The sequence below is a fragment of the Thermocladium modestius genome (genome assembly GCF_055398215.1).
In genome coordinates this window covers 358,179-382,494 of the sequence record NZ_AP043731.1, presented here as the reverse complement: position 1 = coordinate 382,494, position 24,316 = coordinate 358,179, and the positions used below count along the sequence as shown (strand labels likewise).

Here is a 24,316-nt window from a genome sequence, read left to right as displayed (position 1 = left end):
TGGCAGTCGCCTTAATAAATCTACCCCACCATGCTTAACCACATCAATATGGGCATAATATAGTTAGCCATCTGATTGAATGAAATGTTTAATAGGGCGGAGTCGGCTGGGATTTCCATGTCTTCAATAGATGACGCGATAATTAGGAAATCCTTCACTGGACGGGGGGATCAAACCGTCGAGGTAGAATTAATCCTGGAGAGCGGGGTTAGGGGGCTGGCAACCGCCCCCGCCGGCGCCTCCAAGGGGAAGCATGAGGTGCAGTTCCTGCCTCAAGATGGAGTAGATGCTGCCATAGATATGTTCAGGAGGTGGGTAGCGACTGACCTAATTGGGATGGATGCTGTGGATCAGGGAGGAATAGATGCCAAGCTGGAGGAGGTGGATGGCACGCCGAATTTCGCGAGAATAGGAGGAGCATCCGCGTTCGCCACATCCCTGGCCGCTGCATCGGCCGCGTCGAATTACTTGGAAATGCCATTATACAAATATTTGGGCGGAGCCTTGGCATCATCGTTTCCATATCCTGTGAGTAATGTAATAGGAGGGGGGAAGCACTCCAGGAATTTGGGGCCTGACTTTCAAGAGTTCCTCGTGATTCCATACGGTGCGCCGGATATATACTCCGCCGTTAGCACCAATTTGGAGATACATAAGGAGGTGGGAAAGGAACTTGCGAAGGAGGACCCGACATTTGCTGGGGGCAAGAATGATGAGGGTGCTTGGACTGCCAAGATATCCACCATAAAGGCATTGAGCATACTATCTACCGTTGTAAAAAAGAAGGCCGAGGAAAAGGGGTTCGCCATAGGTATAGGTATAGATGCGGCTGCCTCCGGGATGTGGAACGGGGAAAAATACGAGTACAGGAGTGAAGGCAAGGAGAGATCGGCCGAGGAGCACATGGAATTCATAAAGCAGTTAGTTGATGAGTACAACATAGTTTACTTCGAGGACCCACTTCATGAGGAGGACTTCGACGGTTTCGCGGAGTTGACGGCGGCGTTGAGGGGCAAGTGCTTGATAGTGGGGGATGATCTGTTCGTCACCAATTCGTCCAGGCTTAGGATGGGAATAGAAAAGAAAGCCGGGAACGGCATAATAATAAAGGTGGACCAGGTCGGCACGCTTAGCAGGGCATTCGAAACCGTTAAGCTAGCCAAGGAGAATGGCTATACCATAGTGGTGTCTCACAGGTCCGGGGATACAGAGCGGGAATTACTGGCCCACGTGGCGCTGGGCTTCCAATCCCCGCTCATAAAGACCGGCATAGTTGGTGGGGAGCGCATGGCTAAATTAAACGAATTGATTCGGATGTGGGAGGCTGAGGGGAAGGCGGCCCATATGTCTAAATCGCCCTTCAAATAGATGATGTGATGAGTTGAGAGCCCGACCCGTTGGCGAAGGCAAGCCAAAAGCAATAAAAGCAGAGGTTCTAGACTCGGTCTAAGGCTTTATGGTGTTTGAGCTGCTACATCCTGAGGTTAGGGAAGCATTGAGGAGAATGGGTTACTCAAGGCCAACCGATATACAGTCAAGGGCCATCCCAATAATATTGGATGGAAAGAATGTCTTGATCTCCAGCCCCACGGGGACCGGCAAGACCGAGGCGGCGGTGCTGCCAGTGGCATCTAAAATGCTGGAGGAGAGGGGCGTAGGCATACATGCCCTCTACATAACTCCCATGAGGGCATTGAATAGGGATTTATTGAATAGATTGGAGAAGTTCTTCGGCTTGCTGGGCCTTCGAGTGGGGGTTAGGCACGGGGACACGCCGCAGAGGGAGCGGAGGAGGCAGAGGGAGGAGCCGCCTCACATGCTGATAACCACCCCGGAATCTCTTCAATTTCTATTGATAAATAAATCCATGCGTAAATGGTTGAGGAGCGTCAAGTGGGTCATAATAGACGAAGTGCATGAATTAGTGAACGATAAAAGAGGCATTCAGCTCTCCCTGTCCCTGGAGCGGTTGGTCAATTTAGCGGGTGATTTCCAGAGAATAGCTCTATCCGCTTCAATAGGCAACTTGGATTTGGTCGCTAAATACGTGGGCGGCGCGAGGCCCGTCCAAGTAATATCGTCCTTGGCAATAAAGGAAATGCGATTAAGCGTCCGGAGACCCCAGGAGCACCCCGATCCGCCTGGGGATATGACGCCGGAATCTTATGGCAGATTGCATGCCCTCAGCGAATTGATAAAGGAAGGCGGGGGGGTTGTGTTGTTGTTCTCTAACACTAGGGACACGGCTGAGCTTCTTGGGAATAGGTTGAAGGGGATCTTCGGACTTAACGTGGAGGTATACCACGGTTCTCTAAGCAAGGAAAGAAGGGAGGGGGTCGAGGAATTGATGAGGGGGGGAAAGGTGGATGCCGTGGTCACTACATCCAGTCTGGAGCTGGGCATAGATGTGGGTAGGATAAGCAAGGTGATCCAATACATGAGTCCAAGACAAGTCACGCGATTAATTCAAAGAGTTGGAAGGAGCGGCCATGGTGTTGGATTGATCTCTAGGGGAGTCATAGTGGCCAGCGACTTCGACGATTACTTGGAGTCCGTGGTGATAGCCGTCAGCGCCAAGAAGGGCCTGCTGGAGAAGGATGTGGAGTACCACGAGAAGGCAATGGATGTGTTGGCGCATCAAACATTGGGAATGCTGATGGATGCCAAGGCCGATGGCAGGAGCGCTACCATTGAATATATATATGAAACAGCAAGTCGAGCACATCCTTATGCATCGCTCGGCATAGATGAGGTTAAGAGGCTGGTGGATTTCCTAGTGGAACGAAGGTTGATAGGAATAGATGGGGATGTAATTTACCCCAGGAGGGGATCCATAAGGTATTACGTGGAGGGGGCATCCATGATACCTGATGAGCAGCATTACTTAGCCGTGGATTACGTCACCAATAAGGCGGTGGGGGAGTTGGATGAGGAGTTCGTCTCAACTATAGAGCCCGGCACAAAGATAATATTATCGGCCAAGCTTTGGAATGTTTTATCGATAAATCAAGAAGAGAAGAGGGTGTACATGGAGCCCGCCGCCAGCCTTAATGGCGCGCTCCCGGCATGGATAGGAGAGGAAATACCGGTTCTCCGGCAAGTGGCAAGCGAGGTATGTGAGTTGAGGGCCGAATTAATGAGGAAGGGAATCAAGGCAATTCACGAATACGCGGGAAGCGACGTCAGCTTGAACGAGGAGGACCTAGACGCATTATCCAGGGAATTGGAGGATGTGGATTTAGACATACCAACGCCGCACAACATAGTGGTGGAGGCGGGGAAAAGAGCAATCGTAATACATAGCTGCGGCGGCAGCAAAGGCAATGAGGCGCTCGGGCTATACCTATCCAGGTATTTGTTTCAAAGATTCATGGTGAGCGTGGGGTACAGGGCAGACCCGTATAGGATACTCCTAATGCCCGCCAGGCCTATACCGGCAGAGGCAATTCGAGACGCCCTCATGGCAAGCGATGAGGATGTCAAGCAGAGGCTGTGGGATGGGGTAAAGGCAAGCAAGCTGTTTAGGTACAGATTCATACACGTCGCTAGGAGAATGGGCGTGTTGCCGCGGGGACCCATAGACGTGAACATATCGCGGCTAGTGGAGGCGTATAGAGGGTCAATTCTGGAGGAGGAGGTAATTAAGGAAATAATGGTAGATAAGCTGGATGTAAGTGCCGTGATGGATCTGGTCCGAGGGGTAAGAGATGGAGGGATAAACGTATCGATAAAGCAAGTCACGGAATTCAGCTCCCTAGCGCTTCCCATAATAGAGATAGAGGGGCTGGACTTCACCGTAGATGAGGTGCCCAAATCCGCGCTAATGGATGTAATAAAGAGGAGAATAATGGAAAATGAGGTAACGCTGATATGCATGAAGTGCGGATGGAACTTCACAGCAAAGGTAAAATATATGAAGGAGGACACATTGAGGTGCCCCCATTGTGGTTTGAGGACCATTTCCATGTTGAAGTACAGGGATGAGAAGGTGGATTATGCGATCAAAGTCATAAACAAATTCCGCAACAAGAGACCTCTCTCCCCCCAAGAGAGGCAATTCCTAGAGGTGCTTAGGCAGCGATCCCTTGTGATCCTTCAATTCGGCCTCCATGGATTGATTGCATTGGCGGCGCATGGAGTGGGATCCTCATCAGCAATAAGGAAGGTATTGACAAAGACTCATAGCGAGGAGGATCTCTACGCATCCATAATGGAGGCGGAGAGGGAATATATAAGGACCAGGCTTTTCTGGGATGATTGATGCGGCTCCCTCAAAGGATCCAGCCATAATTTACCGTTAACTCATCGAGGGTTAAGGGTGGAAGTCTCAACGCGAGAACGGAGTGCTCCCATTCATGGAGGTGGCTTATTGTTTATGTTAACAATAACCTTTAAATGATGGCCCGATAACTCAACGCGACCCAAGTGCTTAACGTGGAGGTGAAGTACAGCGATGGAATTTATTTAATATATGTAAATGGAGAGAGAGTTGGAATTAAAATAGATGATTTAGTGGAAGTCGATGTCGTGAACGAGTGGACGCACTCGGTGTCCGCCGTTGTCGAGGTGGGCGATGGGAAGATGCTCTACGGCAACGACATAATAGATGGAAAAGACGTGGAGTTAGTGGGTTATGAAAACAAACGGAGGCGGGAATTGATAGCCGTGCGAACCAAGTGCCAATGCAGCCAAGACGAGTTAAGGAATCTAGTGATGGATATCCTGTCTCGATACCAAGGAAGGGCATTGATGGATTATCTACAATCAAGGAGAAAAACAACTCAGGCCTCAGCCTAAGGCTGAAACCGCATAAATTAAATGAGGCTTTTACCTTTAAATGGATCTGCCCTCCTCCCCACCTTGAAAGGGCGAGACTTATCATTCATTAACGATTCATCTATCAAATTGCGTGTCCAATTTTTGGTAACGCAAATCATTCAGAACAATTTTTATATTAATCATTAAAGGCCAATCACCCAGCCGTTCCAGAAAAATAATATTAAGCCTTACGTGGCGGGACTCGTATATGTGCATTGATGCTTCTGATCTAAGGAAAAATTATGGATTGGTGACGGCCCTTGATGGATTATCTGTGAAGGTTCCATGTGGGGCTGCAATGGCATTGATAGGGCCCAACGGCGCCGGCAAGACGACCACCTTGAGAATACTGGCAGGCTTGCTTCGGCCTGACTCCGGTTCCGTCATAATAAATGGGTTTAACATGTATGAGGAGCCGATGAAGGCAAAGGCAGTTTTAGGGTATCTGCCCGAGGATGCTTCTCCATTCTTAACGTTAACCGTGAGGGAGAACATGGAGTACATAGGAGCCTTGCGAAGAATGGATAGGGCCATCCTTATGGATAAGGTGAATTACTTACTGGATGAATTGGAACTTAGGGAGTACGAGAATTCGCAAGTGGCTAGACTATCTCGGGGAAATAGGCAGAAGGTGGCAATAGCATTGGCAGTGCTGCATGACCCTAAGGTGCTTTTAATGGATGAGCCATTGAATTACTTGGATATACCGACCCAGGAAAGGGTCATTAAAATGCTTAATGCAATGCATTCCAGAGGCACCACCATTTTAGTATCAACCCACATAATGAGCATAGCCCAGCGATTGGCTGATCAAGTCTTGATAATAAATAAGGGCCACGCTATATGGAGCGGCTCCATGACCGACTTGGCCGGCCTATCCAAGAATGATGAGCGAATAGAGGAGGTAGTTGCCAGATTAATGAGTGATGAGTGATGGATGCTGCCATAATAATGAAGATGGTTAAGGTACTGCTAAAGGAACGCTATACGAGGGGTGGGTTATTGATAGCGCTGCTGGTTATTGGCATATCGATGTTCTTCGTCTCCCTATCATATCTTGTTGGCCTCAGCAACGTTCACATGGCCAATATAGAGCTGCCGAGCGAGTACGTGTTGTACATATCCGTTTTCCTCGTCTTTTATCTATTTCCTTCTATTTCGATGTTCAGCAAGGCAGAGGCGGATTTCGTCCTAACAGCACCAGTGGACCCGCTTGACGTGATGATTTCCAAGATACTTACCGCGGCAATAACCAATATATCAGTTATGCTGGCAATGACGTATTGGTATCCAATGATCATGGCAATAACGGGAAGAGCGTATGTTGTGCCCGAGTACTTAGTGGAGGCAATTGCCTTGGGAGTGATAATATCTTCAATATCCTTACTGCTTGGTCTGAAAGGGGGAAAGATAATGATTTTGACAATAACGGGTTATGCCATCTACGCCATATCAACCAGCATATTATACCCACAGCTCAACATAATATACATGGTCATGAAGCCCAACGCATATTACATGGCAGTCATCATGTTAGTTTTGCTCTTGTCCCTGGCATCTCTGAAGCGCAATATGAAATCCATATCGATCAATATATACAGCCTAACGCTGAGCGGATCGCCCAGGCCTAGGAGAAGCAGCGTCAAGCCCTCCACTTCATATATTAGCTTCGCAGGTCTGGGACCGATCATGGCTATGCTTAAGTCATCCCTATTATCGGCAACACTTCAGCTCAGAATCAACGCCGGCGCCTCCTCGGCGTATAGGTTGCAGCGGGTTAACGCGTTATTGATTGGACTGCCTATATCAATAGGATCGGCGGTCGCTTACTTGATACTATTCACTAGGATGGGAAGCTTCGGCAAGGGTGGGAGCATCTTTATTTGGTTTCCAGCATTCTATATAGGGATATTCGCCTTCTCATTCGCGTTATCTGGAATAAGCGGCGAGCGGCTTTGGTTATCCTGCATGGCAATGGACTGCACGTCGTATTTCAGGAAGCGGATGTATGTTAGATCGTTTATTGGGTTAGTATTGGCATCTCCGTGGATAATAGCCTATGTTCTAATATATATTGCCACGGGATCCTTTTTGTCATTGTTGGTGGCCATATCGTTGATCTCCATGATGCCGAGCATAGCCTCCATGTCATTGATTGTAGCGCCTTGGACTGGCATAAGACAGAATAGATTCGTAGGCTTGGAGGAGTACGTGCCGCGCGTTAATCCCCTTGGTTTCTTAATAGGAATAATAGCTGTGATTTTAACGGGCACCTACTTGATACCTCCTCTGCTCTATGTTGTGGATCCAATTACCCTCCTAACTGCTGCAATATCTATATTGCTATTAATCATTTCCTTGTTGATGCCCAGGATACTCAGCTCTAAGAACATGGTGGAAAAACTCTTCAACAAACTAATAGAGGAAGGCTTCATTTAAGGCCATTTAAACCACTCCGCATAAAAGGGGAATGCAACTTAAAAAACGGCCCTAACTGTTCAAATGCATCCTTGAATTGCGATGAAAATTAACGGGTTGTTACGACTTAATTATTAGCTTGCGCTCCATACTTGAGGAGCGGGGCCTGGACATTCCAATTGAAACCCATTAGACAGCCATGGCCATAATGAGCTAATTCTTCGAACAAAAAATTAATAAATCATGGGCAAAGATAGCTATGTATGGATTTTGCAAAAATAGTGGGTATTTTGGTATTTATTTCATTCGTTGCCCTTGTATTTATAGTTAGCAAACCAATGCTTGGCGTAAATCAACTCATCTCGCTGATGAAGGGAGGCATAACCATGGAACCACACATACTGATATATAGTAACCATTCCATTAGTCATACAATTAACTTGACCGTGTCCAATTCCTTTGACTTCTACGTTACCATATACAACGTTAGCGGCAAATACTTCAAATTGGCGAATCAAGTCTCCATAATGCCCAGATCCACTTCCACAGTAGCCGTTGACGTCACCAATCAAGGGGCGGCGTATGAGTGTTTGAATGTGGGAAACTGCACAATGCGCATAATGATGGGGTTCTTAGGGGTTAACCTGACTGAGACCATCAACATGACTTTGAAGTGACGAAAGAACAACAAGCCTCGCCCCTTCTAGGGGCGGGGTAAAGTTTTTAAATCTCTGAATACTTTAAAGTATTGCGGAACATAAATCAACGAGGCATGTGGAATACCTATGCAACTACCATTTCGTATGGATTCCTAAGTATCGTAGAGGCATATCAATCGGAAGCGTTGCTGAATACATTAAAGAGGTCTTGAAATCAATCGCTGAAGAGTTGGGTTGTGAAACATTAGCCCTAGAAGTGATGCCAGACCATATACACCTCTTCGTAAACTGTCCGCCCAGATACTCACCATCATACCTTGCAAACTACTTCAAAGGGAAATCAGCTAGGCTAGTTTTGAAGAAGTTCCCAGAGTTAAGAAAATACACGGGAGGAAAGCTCTGGACTAGGAGCTACTTCGTATCGACTGCTGGAAACGTATCCAGCGAGACGATAAAGAAATATATTGAGGAACAGTGGGGGAAAGAAAATGAAGAGAACTAACGTAGTTAAACTCGTCGTGGACAAGAACACCCACGAGAAGCTAAAGGAACTGGCTATAGCAACAGCCAAGTGTTGGAACGAGGTGAACTGGTTAAGAACGCAACAATTCAAGAAGGGGGAGGGGGTGGACCTCGCCAGAACCGAAAAGGAGGTCTACGAGAAGTACAAACAAGCGCTGAAGGTCAATGCCCAGCAGGTGGCTAGGAAGAACGCTGAGGACTGGAGGAGCTTCTTCTCCCTAATCAAGGAAAAGAAGGAGGGTAAACTACCGAAGTGGTTCAAACCAAGACCTCCAGGGTACTGGAAGGATGAAGACGGCAATTACAGATTGATTATTCTCGTTAGGAATGATAGGTACATCATTGATGAGACTAACCAACTCATTCACCTAAAGGACTTCAAGCTAAGCCTCAAGTTTAAAGGGAAACCTAAGTGGCGTGGGAAACAGGGTAGGTTGGAGGTAATTTGTGATGGGGCGAGGAGGAGTTGGTACGCCCATATTCCAGTGGAGGTTGAGAATAACGAGAGAGTTGAGGGTAGCTTGAGGGCTTCCGTGGATTTGGGGATCGTTAATTTGGCAACTGTCTATGTTGAGGACGGCACTTGGTGCCTATTCAAGGGTGGTGGAGCACTCTCCCAATACGAGTACTTCAGTAGGAGGATAAGTAGCGTGCAGAAGCTATTGGCAAGGCATGGACAAAGGAGGAGTAGGAGGCTGAAACTGCTTTACGATAAGAGGAAGAGGTTCTTAAAACATGCCTTGAATAGCATGGTTAGGAAGGTAATGGAGGGGTTGAAGGAGAAGGGGGTAAGCGAGGTTGTTATAGGTTATCCTAAGGAGATAGGACAAAACCATGGTAATAAGCTCACTGTGAACTTCTGGAACTACGACTACGTTATTAAGCGTTTTGAGGAGGTTGGGGTGGAATTGGGGATAAGGGTTGTTAGGGTGTATGAGTCTTATACTTCTAAGACTTGCTCCCTATGCGGGGAAGCCCACGAGGGTGGGCGTATTAAGCGTGGTCTTTTCAAGTGTCCCCGCATGGGGAAGGTTATAAATGCGGACTTGAATGGGTCGATGAACATCCTACATATCCCCGAGTCCCTAAGAACCGCGGGTCGAGGGCTCCCCTCGGCGAGGGATAGGGGTAATGGGTTGAAGACCCAGCCCGTGGTTCACCGCTGGACGAGCGGAGCGGGGTGGGTGCTTTACGCACCCGCCAGCTGTGAAGCGGTGAGGGTGATGGCGGTGCACCACGAACCAATGAACCGCCCAGAGGGAACCCCCACCCCTCAAGGCGGGGAGGAGGTCAGATGAGGTATCCCCTGGCCGTTATTTATTACGTGGATTCTGCCCTAATTGTAATAATCTCCCTTATCTATCCTGTTCATTATTGGTGGTCGTATAGCATGGGCGAATTGATTGCGATAAAGGATTCGCCCTTTTATTTATCCATTATGCTTCTCGGCAAATATCTATTGATATCCAGGGTAATTACCGTGTTGTTAATGGGATTCGCCCTCTATATCCTCACAGTATTGGCGTTCCGCCTATATGAATCGATCTTCAGTGATGAACCCGGTAATTATTCCACCATGTTTTGGTTGCCCATATTATATATTTTGGACCCAGTAATAATATACCTGGTGCTCGCCATAGCATTACCTCGCTTGGCTCCATTCCTTGGAACTCTGGGAACTAACTTGAGTGGTTTCTCCTCCTATCCATTGCTGATAATCGGCAGCGAGCAATACGTCATAAATATGGGCAGTGAGTCCTTAGCCTTGATGGTGGACAGCCAACCTACATTGCTTTACTGGATCTCGTTGACCGCCCCAGCGTTATATATTGCCTCGCTGATCGAAAGGCGAAGAAGCAAGAGATTCAACAAAACCAAGTGATCCAGCCTAAACAGCGGAGCTAGTTGTATATTTTTATCGGATGGAGCCCGCCTTTAGGTACATTTATAAGCAATGCAGTTAACTATGATTTCGTGTTCAACCTAGTCGTCTCCACGGGTAGGAGAACCGAGGGTTATTGCATGAGTGAGTTAAAGAAAATAGGGGACTTACTGGGAGTCAGCGTTAAAGTTCAATTCACTGGATTCGATGGGTTATTGACCGCCCTCTCAAGCATTGATCCATTTAATTATGTAAGGGGCATAAAGAGCCTGATAAACAGTAACAAGTATCTCCCCAAGTTTACGCTGAAGGTAGTTCCTGTGCAAGTGGTTGTGGACACCGACGTGGACAAGATAAAGCAAGCCGCATTGGAGCTGGCCTCCCGTAACATAGGGGAAAACGAGACATTCAAGATAGAGATAAGGAAGCGCGGAGTTGACTTGAGGCGGGCCCAGATAATAGACGCGATAGCTCCCCAAGTGGGCAGGAAAGTAAACTTGGACTCCCCCAGCAAGATAATAAACATAGAGGTGTTTCCCAGCGAGACCGGAATATCAGTGCTCACCGATGATGATGTGTTCAGCTTATTGAAGAGCGGATTTGAGTGGCAGCCTGATAATTATTGAAAGATTCAGCTAATGCCCAACATAGTTTAACATCTATAAACGTTGTGATTATGAAAGATAAAAAAGGCATTTAACCGCAGGAATTACTGTAAAAAGGCCCTCTTGCATTCATTAGCAAATAATAAAAGGAATGTGAGCTGCTTTGCCTCAATGAATTAAGTATCCAGCGATTGAGATAAATATTAGGCCCTCGCTTGCCCAATAATGGTTCAATAAACTACGATATTATGAGAACGGGATCGAGCGGGCGCTTCGCGATAAGTATTTAAAACAATGCTCATAATTAGTTCATGGCGAAATATAAAGTTCTCATTCTGACAGGGGATGCAGGCGAAAGCTTGGAGGTGCTTTACCCATACCAAAGGCTATTGGAGGAGGGATACGAGGTCCACATAGCCGCGCCCAGTAAGAAAATGATCCAAACAGTGGTCCACGACTTCGTGCCTGGATTCGATACATACACGGAAAAACCCGGCTACTTGGTAAAGGCTGATCTAGCCTTCAAGGATGTGAACCCAGATGATTATGTGGCGTTGGTGATACCGGGAGGCAGGGCGCCGGAGTATATAAGAAACGACCCAGATGTTCAGAGGATAGTTAGGCACTTCTTCGAACGTAATAAGCCAGTGGCTCAGCTATGCCATGCTCCTCTAATACTGGCGGCCTCCGGCGTGCTCAAGGGAAAGAAATCATCTGCTTACCCAGCGTTAAAGCCCGACGTCGAAAATGCGGGCGGGATATTCATAGATGGCGCTGCAGTGATTGATGGTATGATGGTGTCCGCCAGGGCATGGCCTGATCACCCGCAATGGATGCGGGAGTTCATGAGGATACTTAAATCCAAGTATCCGCCCGAGTGATCGATCGCCGCGCGACGAATTATTGATTTAATACGAAAGGATTATTTTTCATCCCTCGCGTGATCTCACCATCCTTATGAGTAGGAAATTTCAACTATGTTAGCGCTAGTAAGTCATTCCTTGGACTCTGCCTCGTATTTTCTTTGTTTCTCCAAATATGTTGATCTATCGTATATGACCCTGGCGGGGGATCCCGCCACCACTACGTTGGGGGGGACATCCTTCGTGACCACGGATCCCGCGGCAACCATTGATCCCGATCCCACCCTTATCCCGGCTATTAACGTGGAGTTGGCCCCTATTGCTGCATTGTCCTCTATTATGACTCCATCCAATCTCTTGCTGGGTGGGTACCTATCATTTGTTATAACGACGTTGGGACCTATGAAGACGTTATTTCCAATTATGGAGCCGATGGGAATGTACACCATGCTCTGTATGCTAACCTTACTTCCTATCTTCACGGTTCCGTCTATTACAGTGGCGGTTCCTATTCTGGTGCCGCTGCCTATAACCGTCTTCTCCCTTATCAATACATTATGGCCCGTCTCCACGTCATCGGCCAAAGTGGATGATTCATATATCACGGTTCCACTCCGTATCACGCAGTTACGACCTATCAAGCTGCCGGAGCTGAGTTCATCCATGTCATCCATTTTTCCTATCTTCTTAAGCGTGGATCGTATGGGATAACCGATTATTACATTCCTATCTATTATAGACCCCTCCCCAACACTGCTGGGACCGAGGATCACGGCGTCGCCCACCAAGGTGGTCCTAATGTTTGCCCTCCTAGAAATGTACATAAACTAGCAAGACAATAACCCCCATTAAAAATTATTCCCCGGCAATGTCTCCGGAAGCGGGTTCCGTGGAGTGCCAGCATCATTGTTATTATAGCAATTGAGATGGATGCGTTCTCGTCCCTGTCCAGTATTATTCCACAGCCGGCGCATAAAACGTTGCGGCGGCCGAATCGACGAACCTCGCTCATCAAGCCAAGCCTCATGCAATTACTACAGAAGCCGCTTGTCCTCGCTGGATTTATCAATATCAATTCAGCCAAGGAGCCTTCAAGTAATGACCCTCTCCACCTCATATTGGTGGATCCCCCCAATTCGGCTTCTATTTGGATTGAGCTGAGAGGATTCACCTCCAGTGACAGTTCAATATTATGAAGCAGGCCATCGAAATCCATTTCGAAATCGTACATAGCGCCCAACTTATTCATGGAGTGAAGAGCCTCCATGCCTATAATGGGATGGATTCCCATATTTGCCACGAATTCCATGGCTCTGCGCATAGCAATCACGCTCAACTTCATATCCAGCTTACGTTCCCGCGATAAAAATCTCCTGAACTCAGTTGCGCCTACCCTAAGAAGGTCGAGCCACTCCATATCAATGCGTTTATGAGCGGATGAAAATATCGCCGATAATAGCTTCTCCACCTCGTTATCATTAAATGATGGAAGGATTATCTTAGCGTGAGATATGAGGTACTCATCTATCAGACCAACGTTATTGATAGCATAGGCGAGACCCAGGGATTTTAATTCGCTGGAGAGTACCTTGATAAACACATTAATTACATCAATGCAACCTATGATGGCTACATCAATGCTTGCCCTATTTACATCCATGCCTAAGAACATGTGCTCGCTTGGGTTCCCGGGGTTCCGGAACCTTTTTCCAAGCCTACATGGAGAGCCCCTATTTTTACCCGTATATGGGATGTATGTGGTGTTCATATTTCATGCCTCGGGAGGGATAACCCTCCCTTGATGGGAGGGCCTCCCAAGGCAACGGTCATCATTAATCAGCCTAGGGGCTCTTTAAATCACCTGGCTTGGACTGCTCGGTCCTCCTTGGCCATTCTTGGGCTCATCGGCCTTCATCGATGGCCAACTCCCCATTGAGTGGGAAGCCTCTCGGATTGGGAGGTTTGGAGGGCCAAGCACGTAATGCATAATGCAGCTATTAACCATTGATGGGATAGGACGGCCATCGCAGCCGAGGATGCCAGAAGCAATAGCCTTGATATAACGGCGATCCGTCGCTTTTCATTTTTCCTTGGTTTTATCAATTCAATTATTGTGCCCAGCTCTGCCTCCAATTCCTTCACGGCCATTATGGCCTCATTCGATTTAATCATCGCTTTTTCAGCTGTCAATCTTGTGCTGCTTAAATCATCGCTAATCTCGTATCGAAGTTCCTCCATATCCACCTCAAGCCTAGATATGCTTTCGTTCAGCTTCCTCTCAATATCGTTCGCGCTGCCCTTCACGGTTCCCCACCTATCCGGCATTGCCGTTTCTATCATCCCCAACTCGCGTCGGGAAATCATTAGGCTCACCCCTCACTGCTCGGGGCAACTTGCATAAACGCGCATTTACCATTATATTCCTTGCCTTTTATGGGAACCAATACACGATAAAGCTTTTCTTCCATTAAATTTACCATGATCTAATGATTCCATACCTAAACTGGAGCATAATATACGCATCGATTTCCCTGCAGGCGGGGTATGGGTTAATCAAGATGAATATGGGAAGCCTACAGCAACGCAGGGAGGGGGAGGAGCACCTTTATAATACAATATATGGCGTCGTCCTGCTAGTCGTCTTTTATGTCATATACGCCAAACTAGGTACTATATGTGGGGCAATAGCTGCCTCCCTGGGAATACGAAGCATAAGTGATCCTGTCATCATCTTCAATTCGCTTTTCACATCCATATCTAGCACGCTGGAGGGACTCTACTTGAGCATAATAGCCCTGGACGCAGCAATAGTGACGTCGCCCCTGGGAGTATACCTGAGCCAATCTACGCAGTATTTTCAATGGATGGCCCAATTAGCGCTATCAAATGCATGGCTTTTCTACGTTCTATCAAGGATAGGCGAATACTCGCCGGAGCTGGCTGGGCTTGGATTTAACTTAGTGATATTGAGGCAAACAAGGACCTGGGGAGGCATATTGCTGGCCATTGCAATAACACTGCCCATATCCACCACGCTCCTCGCATCATGGGCATCATATATATCAATAAACATAAGCTTTGCCAACGTGGCAAGGGATATAGAGCAGATATTGACCGGCGCCTACTCCTATGGAAGTCAATTGCAGGAATTCAACATAGCGAGCGAACTTACGTTGGCCATAAGCGGCGCATCGATATATGGAATATCAAAGGCCATAGACGATGTTGGCCACCAATTATTATAAGACAGCATAAATGCATTTATTTGGTGTGCCTTGGAAGATTTTGCACATAAGAACTAGAATTCAATAAATAAATTGAAGATAAAAGACCGATTTTAACCCGATGCCCTCACAGAACTTGGGTCACTTTATTTCCATTCTCTTAAAGCAGATGTACCAATCCTTGCATTCAACTGATGGATCCTTCAACCGAGCCTCCACTTCCTCCTTTGTCTTGGGTGCGGGAATCACAACGGGATCCCCTGGTCTCCAGTTGGCCGGCGTGGATACCCCGTATTTATACGTGGTCTGTATAGCATCTATTACCCTAATTATCTCATCTATGTTCCTTCCATTTGTATATGGATAATATGCCATCCACGCTATATTGCCGTCGGGGTCTATTAGAAGGACCGCCCTAACGGTCTCTCGCTTGCCTTCAGGTATCATTCCAAATGCCCTGGCCACCTTTCCCTCGGGATCGCCTATTATGGGAAATGGTATATCTACTCCGAATTTCTCCTTTATATTGCGAGTCCACGATATGTGGCTGAACACCGTATCTATGGAGAGGCCTATCAGGAAAACGCCGCGCTTGGAGAAGTCCTGATACCTCTTCGCGAACTCCACGAACTCCGTGGTGCATATAGGCGTGAAGTCGCCTGGATGGCTGAAGAAGAGGACCCATTTGCCTCTTAGATCCTTAAGGCATACCTGTCCTTGAGTTGTGTCGGCGCAGAAATCGGGTGCTGGTTTTCCTAACTGAAGTTGCTGACTCATGTATTTCCTGGTTACAACAATAGATTAATAATGTTTCCAATTTTGCATTAATTGCATCTGTTTTCTCTCTATTTAAGCACGAAAATCGAACCTACCACAGAGGAAAGGGATTTAATTTAAACCTGCAAGCGATGCAACAATGGATTCGAGGGGAATAACGGTTACCATTGGTGGACGGAAGTGGGTGCTGGCGGCCGATACGCATGTTGGATTGGAGATAGAGATGGCAGCCAAGGGCATTATGGTTCCCTCCCAAACGCAGAGGATCCTAGATGAGATAAAGAAGACCGCAGATGCGGAGGGAGCCAACAACGTGGCGATACTTGGAGACCTAAAGCATGAGCTGCCATTACCCCTCGAATCCACAAAGGAGACCAAGCAATTCCTAACAGGCCTATCCAAGGAATTTGATAACGTCCTTGTTATTTTGGGAAACCATGACGGAGGGCTTGACAAGATAATTAATGACTTAGGACTGCCGAACTTGACGTACACGGATAGCAGGGGCATTGTGATTGAGGGAACGAAGAACGTCTTGTTGCTTCATGGTAATAGCAAGCCGAGGGAGGAGGACTTTGTCAAGAGCGACGTAATTGTGATGGGACACACACATCCGGCCATAAGCATGCAAGACTCAACGGGGTACATAATGAGGAGGCCAGTTATGGTTAGAATGGAGCTTGATAAGAAACGCATCGCCAATAAGATGTATTCTAAAAATGTAGGCAAGGGCAAGGTAACCGTTATAGTGATGCCCACCTTCAATCCATTAACTATAGGCATGGATGTATCATCATCATTGGCGGCAGAGCCAGGATTTAACACCATTCTAAAATATATGGAACCATGGAGGATGCCAAAGAATATTGAAATATATTTGACTGACATGACTTTCTTGGGTACTCTAGACAACTTGGTCGAATACAATGAACATAGAAAAGGACGTTATAAGGCTAGAGGCGGCAAGAGAAGGAGTTAATTTAAAGAATTTCGTGAGGCTCATGCCCTATTTCCCAATCATCCGAAATAGGCGCGCCCAAATATCTATTCACTAAATACCTACTCGCATCGATTCTAGTTTTTCTGTTCAATATTATATCCGCTAATGCTTCAGCCAATGCTGGCCCCACCTCTGCGCCGTAGCCGTTGAATGCACCTACCACATAGAGTCCAGGCCTAACCTCGCCGATTATTGGGAACATATCAGGAGATGATTCGCATGCACCTTGCCTTCCAACCAAATTAATCGGAGTTCGCCCGAATCTAGCTCGGAAGCTTTTCTTCATTGAATCCACGAATGCGTTATCTATTAACTTGGGCATATTCAATGGGTCTACTATGGGCGATTCCTCGTCTCCTATCGATGCCATCAGAGGCATGGCAGGCCTCATATAGAAATGATTTACATAATCGTATATTATCACGTTGTCCAGCCTGGATCCGACGAGGAATAGCAATGCCCTGCATCCATATGATTTAAGGGGAATCTTGATCCCAGCCCTTTTGAGCAATGTACCGTTAATCGCGCCAGCTGCCATGATCACCACATCCCCACGGTATTCAGTTCCGTTTACAGAGACGGCAAATCCATTGGAATCAGACCGTAGAGCGGCAAATCCATTCTCTACCTTGATTCCAGACCGGATGTGCCTAATTATGCCCGCTATGTTCACCAATCTATCGACGGATAATATTACGCGACCACCTTCCATCAGTTTCACCCCAATTAATTGGGATGCCTCATTAATGGTTATCTCCTTGGATGGGGAACCATATGAGGACCAAAGCTCTATGTATCTTTTTCTATCCACATCATCGCCGATGAAAGTATATGCCGGATATTCCCTCAATGTCCAACCACAACACTTGCCTAATGACTTATATATCTCAAGTGTTCTTTTAGCCAACTTCATATCGCTATCAAAGCGAAGAAGCATGGAATGTATCAAGCCAATCGATGGGTAAGAGACCTTTCCCGTTATCATGGTCACGTTTACCCCAGCCCTATTTAGAAAATGCGAAACAAACGACCCAGCTATTCCGCCTCCAACTACTATGGCCTTCAACATGGATCGGAAACGGTGTTATGAGTGCCTTTTTATCTTTGTCCGTCTAACGAGCTCTTCAAAATGTTGCAAATACATTGAAGACGACATGATTATCTTCTCTCTAGTGGAAACCTATAAAAAATCAAGCTAATCCTATAGCTATGCGCCATGAGATGCTCCGTAACATTTCGTGGTTTTATGTCGCTTTCGTAGTGGTTAACTTCATGGTAATGCTTTGGTATCTAATAAGCGGCTATCTAACCATTAGCACTGGCTTGCCTCTGCCTTATTTCATGTTATACATACCCAGCAATTTAATGGCAGCTGGCATCATCTCGTACATAATGACATTAACATTGTATGCTTATCTGGGCATTGCATTAATTAAATCGTGGTTTTTAAGAGGGATGATTCCAATTTCATTCTCTGCTGCATTGGTTGGAGAATTACTATCCTTTTTGCTGGGCCAATATATAATAGCTGAGATGTTCCTCATCGTGATCATGATTACTGAGATAGGCACCTACATAACTCTGGCAAGCATAGCGGCGAATAAGGTATCGAGGATTTTATGGAGCATCGACGCTGTAATCTCAATAATCATGACCATCATATCAAATGTGATGTATGCCTACGTTTCATATTTATCTTCCATTTCTATATCCTTAGCAATATTAGCTTGTACGATGGATTTTTGGATGTATACGAGATATTGAATAATGGTTTATGGCTTTTATTTTCTTGAGCAGCGGAAGACCCAGCCCACGAACCACGAATTCTGCCCGAAGGGATGGGTAGACCAATTAATCTCGCTAACAAGCTCAGTTGGTGCCGCTATTTCCATTTCCTTCATCAACCTTTAAGGTAGTCTCCAATGCATGGGCCGAGTAGCTTATGGCTATGCTGGCTATTATATTGGTTATTATTATTACCATAAATGATAAATAGAATATATCATTGAAGTAAGTGCCTCCAATTGAGTACAGTATGCTGGCCAACACCGCGACAGTTAATCCCCTGGGCATCAGCGACCATACAAATCCTCTATATTCTTTCTTCACCAACGGCATGACCTCCGCATACCTGATCAACAACAGAACCGCTGTTATTAAAATTGAATATATTAAATAAGTTATTGATATCAATGCTATCATTCCTATGAATACGAAGAAGAACGTGCGCACTATGAATTCCAATTCTCCCTCCACTATTTCCATGTCTTTCTCGCGTATATCAATGAAGAGATTCAAGTGCTGACCTATGGATCTGTAATTTCCTATTATCATTGCAAAGATCAATATGGCCACGACGGCCGCTCCACCCAAGTAATCCACCACCCCATACAACAGGAACGCAATGCCTATCGTAGCCACGTATCCCCGGGTTCCCTTCAATATATTCAAAATGAAAAGCCAGAGAAAACCCATCAATAATCCCATGAATACCGCCACGCTTAGGTAATCGACGACATACTTAGCATATGATTGAGGCGAGAAGGATGATGCCCCGGTCGCAAATACTAGCAATAGATAAAATATCAATATCTCCACCACTGAATTGAAAGTCGCTTCAGTCACAGCCAGATTGTATAAATCGCTTGGTATCTTCATCCTGGCTGCTACGGGGACTATTACTATGGATGTGGTTTCCCCCACTATGGTACCCAACAATGCCCCATACACATATGGCCAATCAAATAGAAAATTCATCAAAAATGCTATTATTACCATTGGTATTATTATATCCAGTAAGCCCAGAAATAATCCCAACGCGCTCGCAGTTAATGAACTGAAATCTATTCTCCTCCCTCCATCGAACATTATAATGACTAATGCAATGCTTCCAAAGAGTGGCGCGAAAAGCCTCAGCACCTCAACGTACCTTATTGGAATTAAGTGACCTATTGGAACTAACAATATTCCGATGAACATCAATATCAATATCTCCGGTATGCGAGTTGCCCTGAATAATGCATCACCCAAGTAGCCAATCAATATTATCATTGCAATGGCTATCAATAAAAGATCCACATTTATCAAACTGGCTCGCCTATCTACGGATCGGCGAAGGGGCTTAAAAATTCAATGGTCAACCAACAGCGAATCATTGTAATCCTCCTAAATGAGGGAACTTATGGCACATTTTTCCATTAATGACGTCATTAGGATTTAACTAGATAAATTCGAGACTCTACTCTAACTAATATAATTGAATGTGGACAATTGAATAAAATAATAGAAATATTATTGATATTTCTAATGGAATAATGCATAAAAATTAATTATTTTATTCATATTATACATGAATGTAAATAAAAAAGTATTATATAGGCATGAGGGAGATCTATCGTGGATAATATTCAATAGGCCTGATAAGTTGAATGCCATTGATGAAGAATCATGGATTCTCCTCAACGATTACATAGAGGAATCGCAACGCGACGATTCCATTGCAATAGCGATAACTGGGACTGGACGGGCGTTTTCGGCGGGAGACGATATAAATTCAATGCTGGCCCTATCCAATAAAATGGATAGCAATAGATTCTTCGCTAACCTGTCCAAGGCAATCAAGGCAATGCTAAACTCCAGGAAACCCATAATAGCGGTCGTCAATGGTTTGGCCTATGGTGGGGGCTGCGAGCTATTGTTGGGGGCCGATGTAGTTATAGCCTCAAGCAATGCCAAGTTTTCCATACCGGAAGGCAGAATAGGACTCATACCACCCATAGCGATAAGCATAGGATACTCCGCGATAGGTAAGTCCATAATTCACCTAGCAATAACAGGAAGAGAATTGAGCGCGGATGATGCGGCCAAGATGGGGCTTGTGGATTACGTGGTTCCCCCAGAGGAATTAATGAGAACCGTGCAAGCAATAGTGGATGAGATACGCAAGATGGATCCAGAATCCATAACCACCATGAAACGATACTTGAATGAGAGACGATACGAAGACTTAGAGAGGGCAATAAAGGAACTCGCCATAATGGCAATTGGAGAGACAGCTAAGGCTAGAATGCGGAAATTCATTGAGGAGAGAAAAAGAGATCAAAATAAAAATAGGCAATGAGGACCTAACATTTGATCCCGGCCATTACAAAAAATCATGGCAAGGCCCCGCCCTTCAGGGCGGGAGGAGGCCAGAAGTAAATACATGCATAGCATTTTTACGCGTATCGCTGCGCGCCTCTCAAATGATTGCTCGGAGGCCGAGCGATGATGGATCCACTCGATTCGTGCGCGCAGTTATGGATGCATATAATGATTATAAGGTTGACCTTAAGATAATAGACGTATATGTCTACGATACGCCCGGCAAAAGCGTTAGGGCTACTGCGATGATAATAATCAAGAGAGAGACCCCCAAGACCTTGATTATGTATTACCTAGCCAATAGAAGCATAATAGCCTTAATTGATGTGAGCAACCTAATTCCGACCGATCATGAGGGCCTAACGACTTATATCACCGTGGATCTATACAAGCCGCCCGAAGAGGTGCGGCTACGCATAATAAATAAAGGCAGGAATACCTTTGCCTTCACTCACGAAATGAATGAGGATAAGGCCTACCTGATAAAGACCAGCAATCAATATGACGATTCATTGGCGATTGCATCCATAATAAAGGAAATAATGGATTCATATGATGAGTTAACGCGTGGTGGGGGATCTCATTAAAGGCTCGTTGGTAAGCTTATTTTTGATTATACTTCATAAATATGGCGGCCATAAACCTCAGTTCGCTTTCATCTATGTCGTAAAGCTCCGCTATAACCTTAGGGGCGAGCTCTGAGGGCGGGCCCCTCATCAATACTCTGCCGTTTTTCACTGCGACCACCAAATCGCTATCCATCGCTAGCTCCACGTCATGGGATGCTACTATAACCGTGGAGAAGCCCGCCACTTTCCTTATTATGCTGCGTATTCTCACTTGATTACCTAGGTCTAAATTGGCGGTGGGCTCATCCATAACTATTATGGGTGAATGAACCGCCAACGCCCTGGCTAGCAATACCAACCGCTTCTGGCCAGTGCTTAATTGCTCGAAATACTTCATGGCGAGCTCCGCGGCGCCAACGAACCTGAGCGATTCGATAGCATCTTGTTCCGAGACCCATTTCTTTCCTTTCTTGGCGGACATCACCACCTCCACTACCCTCATATTAAACATGTTGGGAGGCTCGGGCGGGGCATACGATAAGTAAAGCGATCTGTCTTTTTCCATGCCTAGGTTTATTCCATTTATAGTTATTGTGCCACTCCATGGACGTAAGGATCCTATTAATGCCTTCAATAAGGTTGACTTGCCAACGCCATTCGGACCCAATATAGTCGTAAGACCTGGCCCGGGGGTGGTGAAGGTTATGTTTTCCACCACCGGATGCCCCTTATATCCAACTGTAACTTCCTTGAATTCCACCTTATATCCTTGCGACATTATATGCACCCTTATATAGCATCAATACTATCAATGGAATTCCCACTATGCCCGTCACTGCCGTTATTGGTATTACATAGTTGGAAATGGACCTCGATGCAGCATTGGAGAGAGACAGCATAAGCGCACAACTATTCCCGACATCGGAAGTACTGCAGCGTGGGATCCCCGACCCTCCACGTACCGGGCAACATATGGAGCCACCAATCCAACGAATCCTATTATTCCGGTGAATGCCATGGCGGTTGCCACGGGTATGGATGCCAATGTTAATATAATGAACCTAGTCCTATTGGGATCTAATCCGCTTGCATGAACCACATCGTCGCCCAACAACATCAAGTCCAATCTCCTTCCATAGCTAATCAATGCCAACAAAGGGATTATTGATGCGATAGTTATTATAAATACGGTACTCCAAGTGACCCCATTTAAGTCACCGTACAGGACATAAAGCGGCTGTACTATTGCGGATGGATTTAATTCAGATATTAATATTTCCACTATTATTATTAATGACGATGTGAGCAGCGTAAACATTACCCCAACCAATATCAATCCCAGGGAGCCCCCATGTGATCCTATGTAAGATACTGCCAAGCTTGTCGCCAATGCGAAGATAAATGCAAAGAGGGGCATCGCTATTAATGAAAAGGATGAACTCAATAGATGCATCAATATCATCAAATACGCTAGAAGAGCCCCCAACACGGCGGCGCCCGCATTGCCTATGGTGAATGGATCCACCAATGGATTTCTGAACACGCTTTGAAATGCAGCGCCTGTAGCCCCCAATATAAATCCAACTATGACTCCTATCAATGCCTCCGGCAATCGTATGTCGAATATTATTACTTTATAGATGCCGCTGGGCATTAATATATCTCCGATGGGTATCTTGACGGTGCCCACCAATATATTTAACGGAATGCTGAGCAGTACCGCTATAGCCAGCGATGCCGCTAAAGCCTTCATCCAATGCTCATCTCAGGCCTTATATAATTCATTATCCACGTCGCATTTATGCAATGAGGCGGATTCACCCCAAATGCTTGAGGGTGTATTATATACGCGATCAACTTAACGCCGTACACCGAAAGTGGGCCTGGCTCCTCCACCAAGCTCTGGCCCAAATTGCCTATTATGAAGACATGGTTCTCACGTACTGCCTTAATGGAGTTTACGCCTGGCAAGCTCAGTATTGCTTGAAGGGTGGCTGAACAATTCCCCATGAAATCTGAGGCAATTATATAATCCGCATTATATAACAAGAATTGAGACACCGAAAGTTGAGGCCAAGGATATGTGGTGTTCACAACATCTATGCCATTAGCTGCCTTTATTTCATATCCTATGAATGTGTTGAATGACGCTGAGTAAATGGGATTAACCCCATCTAGATATATAACCGTCGGCCTAGAAAGAGATGCCGTGGTGGAATTTATGCTAGCCAAGATAGCATTTATCCCGTTTACCACCTCACGGGCATTGGAGTATGACCCTAATTCCTCGCCTGCCTTGAGTATATCGTTATCTATCTGGCTCATATTGGAATCGGAAGTCCCATTAATTATAACAATGGTCCAGTTATAGCCCGCTAGCTTGGATAGCTGGGGACCGTACCAACCATAATCATAGCAAATAGCGGTTGGAGTGGAGTTCAGTATGGATTCAAGCGATGGGAATGGCCATATGGATTGTAAAATAGTTACATTATTTCCGGGAGTTTCATTGAAATAATTCAATAATTGAACTGAGTATTCATCCATCGCGACTACATCCTTGCCCAATCCTAATGAATAAAGCAATTGAGTACAAGTGGGATCAAGCGACGCTATCCTTTCATGGATGGTTGGATTCCGTTGAGATGCATTGGAGAACCAAACCGCATATACCCCTATTATTATCATGACTAACACTATTACTCCCACCACGATGATCAATAACTCGTTCTTCTTCATAAAAATAGGATAATTATCCTATTTTTAAATTTTACTTGGTAGCAACAAAAACACAAATATACAATCATATCTAATCCACCCTACAATCATAAGAATG

Annotated in this window: 25 protein-coding genes; 16 read left to right on the top strand and 9 right to left on the bottom strand. The window is 45.8% G+C overall.

Going from position 1 to position 24,316, the window contains the following annotated elements; all coding sequences use genetic code 11:
- The first annotated feature begins 117 nt into the window (after nt 1-117).
- The 11 genes from eno (at nt 118) to ACZ5ZS_RS01845 (ending at nt 11,785) form a co-directional block, all read left to right on the top strand.
- Nucleotides 118-1,368 carry a phosphopyruvate hydratase gene (eno, locus tag ACZ5ZS_RS01895; RefSeq protein WP_188596204.1) on the top strand — a complete coding sequence of 417 codons (1,251 nt, stop codon included), beginning with the start codon at nt 118-120 and terminating at the stop codon, nt 1,366-1,368.
- Nucleotides 1,369-1,459: 91 nt separating this feature from the next.
- Complete coding sequence (locus ACZ5ZS_RS01890; RefSeq protein WP_188596203.1) at nt 1,460-4,261, top strand: DEAD/DEAH box helicase; 2,802 nt, start codon at nt 1,460-1,462, stop codon at nt 4,259-4,261.
- 164 nt (nt 4,262-4,425) lie between these two features.
- Nucleotides 4,426-4,797, top strand: coding sequence for a hypothetical protein (locus ACZ5ZS_RS01885; RefSeq protein WP_075058909.1), 372 nt, complete (start codon nt 4,426-4,428; stop codon nt 4,795-4,797).
- Nucleotides 4,798-5,026: 229 nt separating this feature from the next.
- Entirely contained in the window at nt 5,027-5,752 is a 726-nt protein-coding gene (locus tag ACZ5ZS_RS01880; protein WP_188596202.1) for an ABC transporter ATP-binding protein, read from the top strand.
- Nucleotides 5,752-7,257, top strand: a complete 1,506-nt coding sequence (locus ACZ5ZS_RS01875) for a hypothetical protein (protein WP_162508189.1) — start codon at nt 5,752-5,754, stop codon at nt 7,255-7,257. The genes ACZ5ZS_RS01880 and ACZ5ZS_RS01875 overlap by 1 nt, the downstream gene beginning before the upstream one ends.
- 242 nt (nt 7,258-7,499) lie before the next feature.
- Nucleotides 7,500-7,913, top strand: coding sequence for a hypothetical protein (locus ACZ5ZS_RS01870; RefSeq protein WP_188596201.1), 414 nt, complete (start codon nt 7,500-7,502; stop codon nt 7,911-7,913).
- 70 nt (nt 7,914-7,983) lie between these two features.
- A complete protein-coding gene (gene tnpA / locus ACZ5ZS_RS01865; RefSeq protein ID WP_188596480.1) occupies nt 7,984-8,397 on the top strand; it encodes an IS200/IS605 family transposase in 414 nt (137 codons plus the stop codon).
- Nucleotides 8,384-9,715, top strand: a complete 1,332-nt coding sequence (locus tag ACZ5ZS_RS01860) for an RNA-guided endonuclease InsQ/TnpB family protein (RefSeq protein ID WP_464858437.1) — start codon at nt 8,384-8,386, stop codon at nt 9,713-9,715. The genes tnpA and ACZ5ZS_RS01860 overlap by 14 nt, the downstream gene beginning before the upstream one ends.
- Nucleotides 9,712-10,299 (top strand): hypothetical protein, encoded by a 588-nt coding sequence (locus tag ACZ5ZS_RS01855; protein ID WP_188596200.1) that lies wholly within the window; start codon nt 9,712-9,714, stop codon nt 10,297-10,299. The genes ACZ5ZS_RS01860 and ACZ5ZS_RS01855 overlap by 4 nt, the downstream gene beginning before the upstream one ends.
- A gap of 92 nt (nt 10,300-10,391) precedes the next feature.
- Complete coding sequence (locus ACZ5ZS_RS01850; RefSeq protein WP_229657674.1) at nt 10,392-10,925, top strand: THUMP domain-containing protein; 534 nt, start codon at nt 10,392-10,394, stop codon at nt 10,923-10,925.
- A 290-nt stretch (nt 10,926-11,215) separates the two neighbouring features.
- The gene (locus ACZ5ZS_RS01845) at nt 11,216-11,785 is read left to right on the top strand and encodes a DJ-1/PfpI family protein (RefSeq protein WP_188596199.1); all 570 of its coding nucleotides are present in this window, start codon (nt 11,216-11,218) and stop codon (nt 11,783-11,785) included.
- 113 nt (nt 11,786-11,898) lie between these two features.
- On the opposite strand, the gene ACZ5ZS_RS01840 is transcribed toward ACZ5ZS_RS01845, so the two are convergent.
- From ACZ5ZS_RS01840 to ACZ5ZS_RS01830, 3 genes are all read right to left on the bottom strand, one after another.
- The gene (locus ACZ5ZS_RS01840; RefSeq protein WP_188596198.1) at nt 11,899-12,591 is read right to left on the bottom strand and encodes an acyltransferase; all 693 of its coding nucleotides are present in this window, start codon (nt 12,589-12,591) and stop codon (nt 11,899-11,901) included.
- Nucleotides 12,537-13,439: a zinc ribbon domain-containing protein gene (locus tag ACZ5ZS_RS01835; RefSeq protein ID WP_188596197.1), complete on the bottom strand. Its 903-nt coding sequence runs from the start codon at nt 13,437-13,439 to the stop codon at nt 12,537-12,539. The genes ACZ5ZS_RS01840 and ACZ5ZS_RS01835 overlap by 55 nt, the downstream gene beginning before the upstream one ends.
- 239 nt (nt 13,440-13,678) lie before the next feature.
- Complete coding sequence (locus tag ACZ5ZS_RS01830; RefSeq protein WP_188596196.1) at nt 13,679-14,131, bottom strand: hypothetical protein; 453 nt, start codon at nt 14,129-14,131, stop codon at nt 13,679-13,681.
- A gap of 122 nt (nt 14,132-14,253) precedes the next feature.
- On the opposite strand from ACZ5ZS_RS01830, the gene ACZ5ZS_RS01825 reads away from it, so the two are divergent.
- The gene (locus ACZ5ZS_RS01825; RefSeq protein ID WP_188596195.1) at nt 14,254-15,012 is read left to right on the top strand and encodes a hypothetical protein; all 759 of its coding nucleotides are present in this window, start codon (nt 14,254-14,256) and stop codon (nt 15,010-15,012) included.
- Nucleotides 15,013-15,132: 120 nt separating this feature from the next.
- Here the strand turns inward: ACZ5ZS_RS01825 and ACZ5ZS_RS01820 are convergent, their stop codons facing one another.
- Nucleotides 15,133-15,768, bottom strand: a complete 636-nt coding sequence (locus ACZ5ZS_RS01820; protein WP_188596194.1) for a peroxiredoxin — start codon at nt 15,766-15,768, stop codon at nt 15,133-15,135.
- A gap of 139 nt (nt 15,769-15,907) precedes the next feature.
- Here ACZ5ZS_RS01820 and ACZ5ZS_RS01815 point away from each other — a divergent pair, with 139 nt between their 5' ends.
- Nucleotides 15,908-16,747 (top strand): metallophosphoesterase, encoded by an 840-nt coding sequence (locus tag ACZ5ZS_RS01815; protein WP_188596193.1) that lies wholly within the window; start codon nt 15,908-15,910, stop codon nt 16,745-16,747.
- A gap of 1 nt (nt 16,748) precedes the next feature.
- On the opposite strand, the gene ACZ5ZS_RS01810 is transcribed toward ACZ5ZS_RS01815, so the two are convergent.
- The gene (locus ACZ5ZS_RS01810; protein ID WP_188596192.1) at nt 16,749-17,837 is read right to left on the bottom strand and encodes an NAD(P)/FAD-dependent oxidoreductase; all 1,089 of its coding nucleotides are present in this window, start codon (nt 17,835-17,837) and stop codon (nt 16,749-16,751) included.
- Between the two features lie 203 nt (nt 17,838-18,040).
- Here ACZ5ZS_RS01810 and ACZ5ZS_RS01805 point away from each other — a divergent pair, with 203 nt between their 5' ends.
- Nucleotides 18,041-18,532, top strand: coding sequence for a hypothetical protein (locus ACZ5ZS_RS01805; protein ID WP_188596191.1), 492 nt, complete (start codon nt 18,041-18,043; stop codon nt 18,530-18,532).
- 105 nt (nt 18,533-18,637) lie between these two features.
- On the opposite strand, the gene ACZ5ZS_RS01800 is transcribed toward ACZ5ZS_RS01805, so the two are convergent.
- Nucleotides 18,638-19,846 (bottom strand): cation:proton antiporter domain-containing protein, encoded by a 1,209-nt coding sequence (locus tag ACZ5ZS_RS01800; protein WP_229657695.1) that lies wholly within the window; start codon nt 19,844-19,846, stop codon nt 18,638-18,640.
- Nucleotides 19,847-20,117: 271 nt separating this feature from the next.
- Here ACZ5ZS_RS01800 and ACZ5ZS_RS01795 point away from each other — a divergent pair, with 271 nt between their 5' ends.
- On the top strand, nt 20,118-20,888 hold the full coding sequence (locus ACZ5ZS_RS01795) for an enoyl-CoA hydratase/isomerase family protein (protein WP_188596189.1): 771 nt from the start codon (nt 20,118-20,120) through the stop codon (nt 20,886-20,888).
- Between the two features lie 124 nt (nt 20,889-21,012).
- The gene (locus tag ACZ5ZS_RS01790) at nt 21,013-21,498 is read left to right on the top strand and encodes a hypothetical protein (protein WP_188596188.1); all 486 of its coding nucleotides are present in this window, start codon (nt 21,013-21,015) and stop codon (nt 21,496-21,498) included.
- Between the two features lie 16 nt (nt 21,499-21,514).
- Here the strand turns inward: ACZ5ZS_RS01790 and ACZ5ZS_RS01785 are convergent, their stop codons facing one another.
- The 3 genes from ACZ5ZS_RS01785 to ACZ5ZS_RS01775 form a co-directional block, all read right to left on the bottom strand.
- Complete coding sequence (locus tag ACZ5ZS_RS01785) at nt 21,515-22,258, bottom strand: ABC transporter ATP-binding protein (RefSeq protein ID WP_188596187.1); 744 nt, start codon at nt 22,256-22,258, stop codon at nt 21,515-21,517.
- Nucleotides 22,259-22,330: 72 nt separating this feature from the next.
- Nucleotides 22,331-23,233 (bottom strand): FecCD family ABC transporter permease, encoded by a 903-nt coding sequence (locus ACZ5ZS_RS01780; RefSeq protein WP_464858432.1) that lies wholly within the window; start codon nt 23,231-23,233, stop codon nt 22,331-22,333.
- A complete protein-coding gene (locus ACZ5ZS_RS01775) occupies nt 23,230-24,219 on the bottom strand; it encodes an ABC transporter substrate-binding protein (protein ID WP_188596185.1) in 990 nt (329 codons plus the stop codon). Before ACZ5ZS_RS01775 ends, ACZ5ZS_RS01780 begins: the two co-directional genes overlap by 4 nt.
- Between the last annotated feature and the right edge of the window lie 97 nt (nt 24,220-24,316).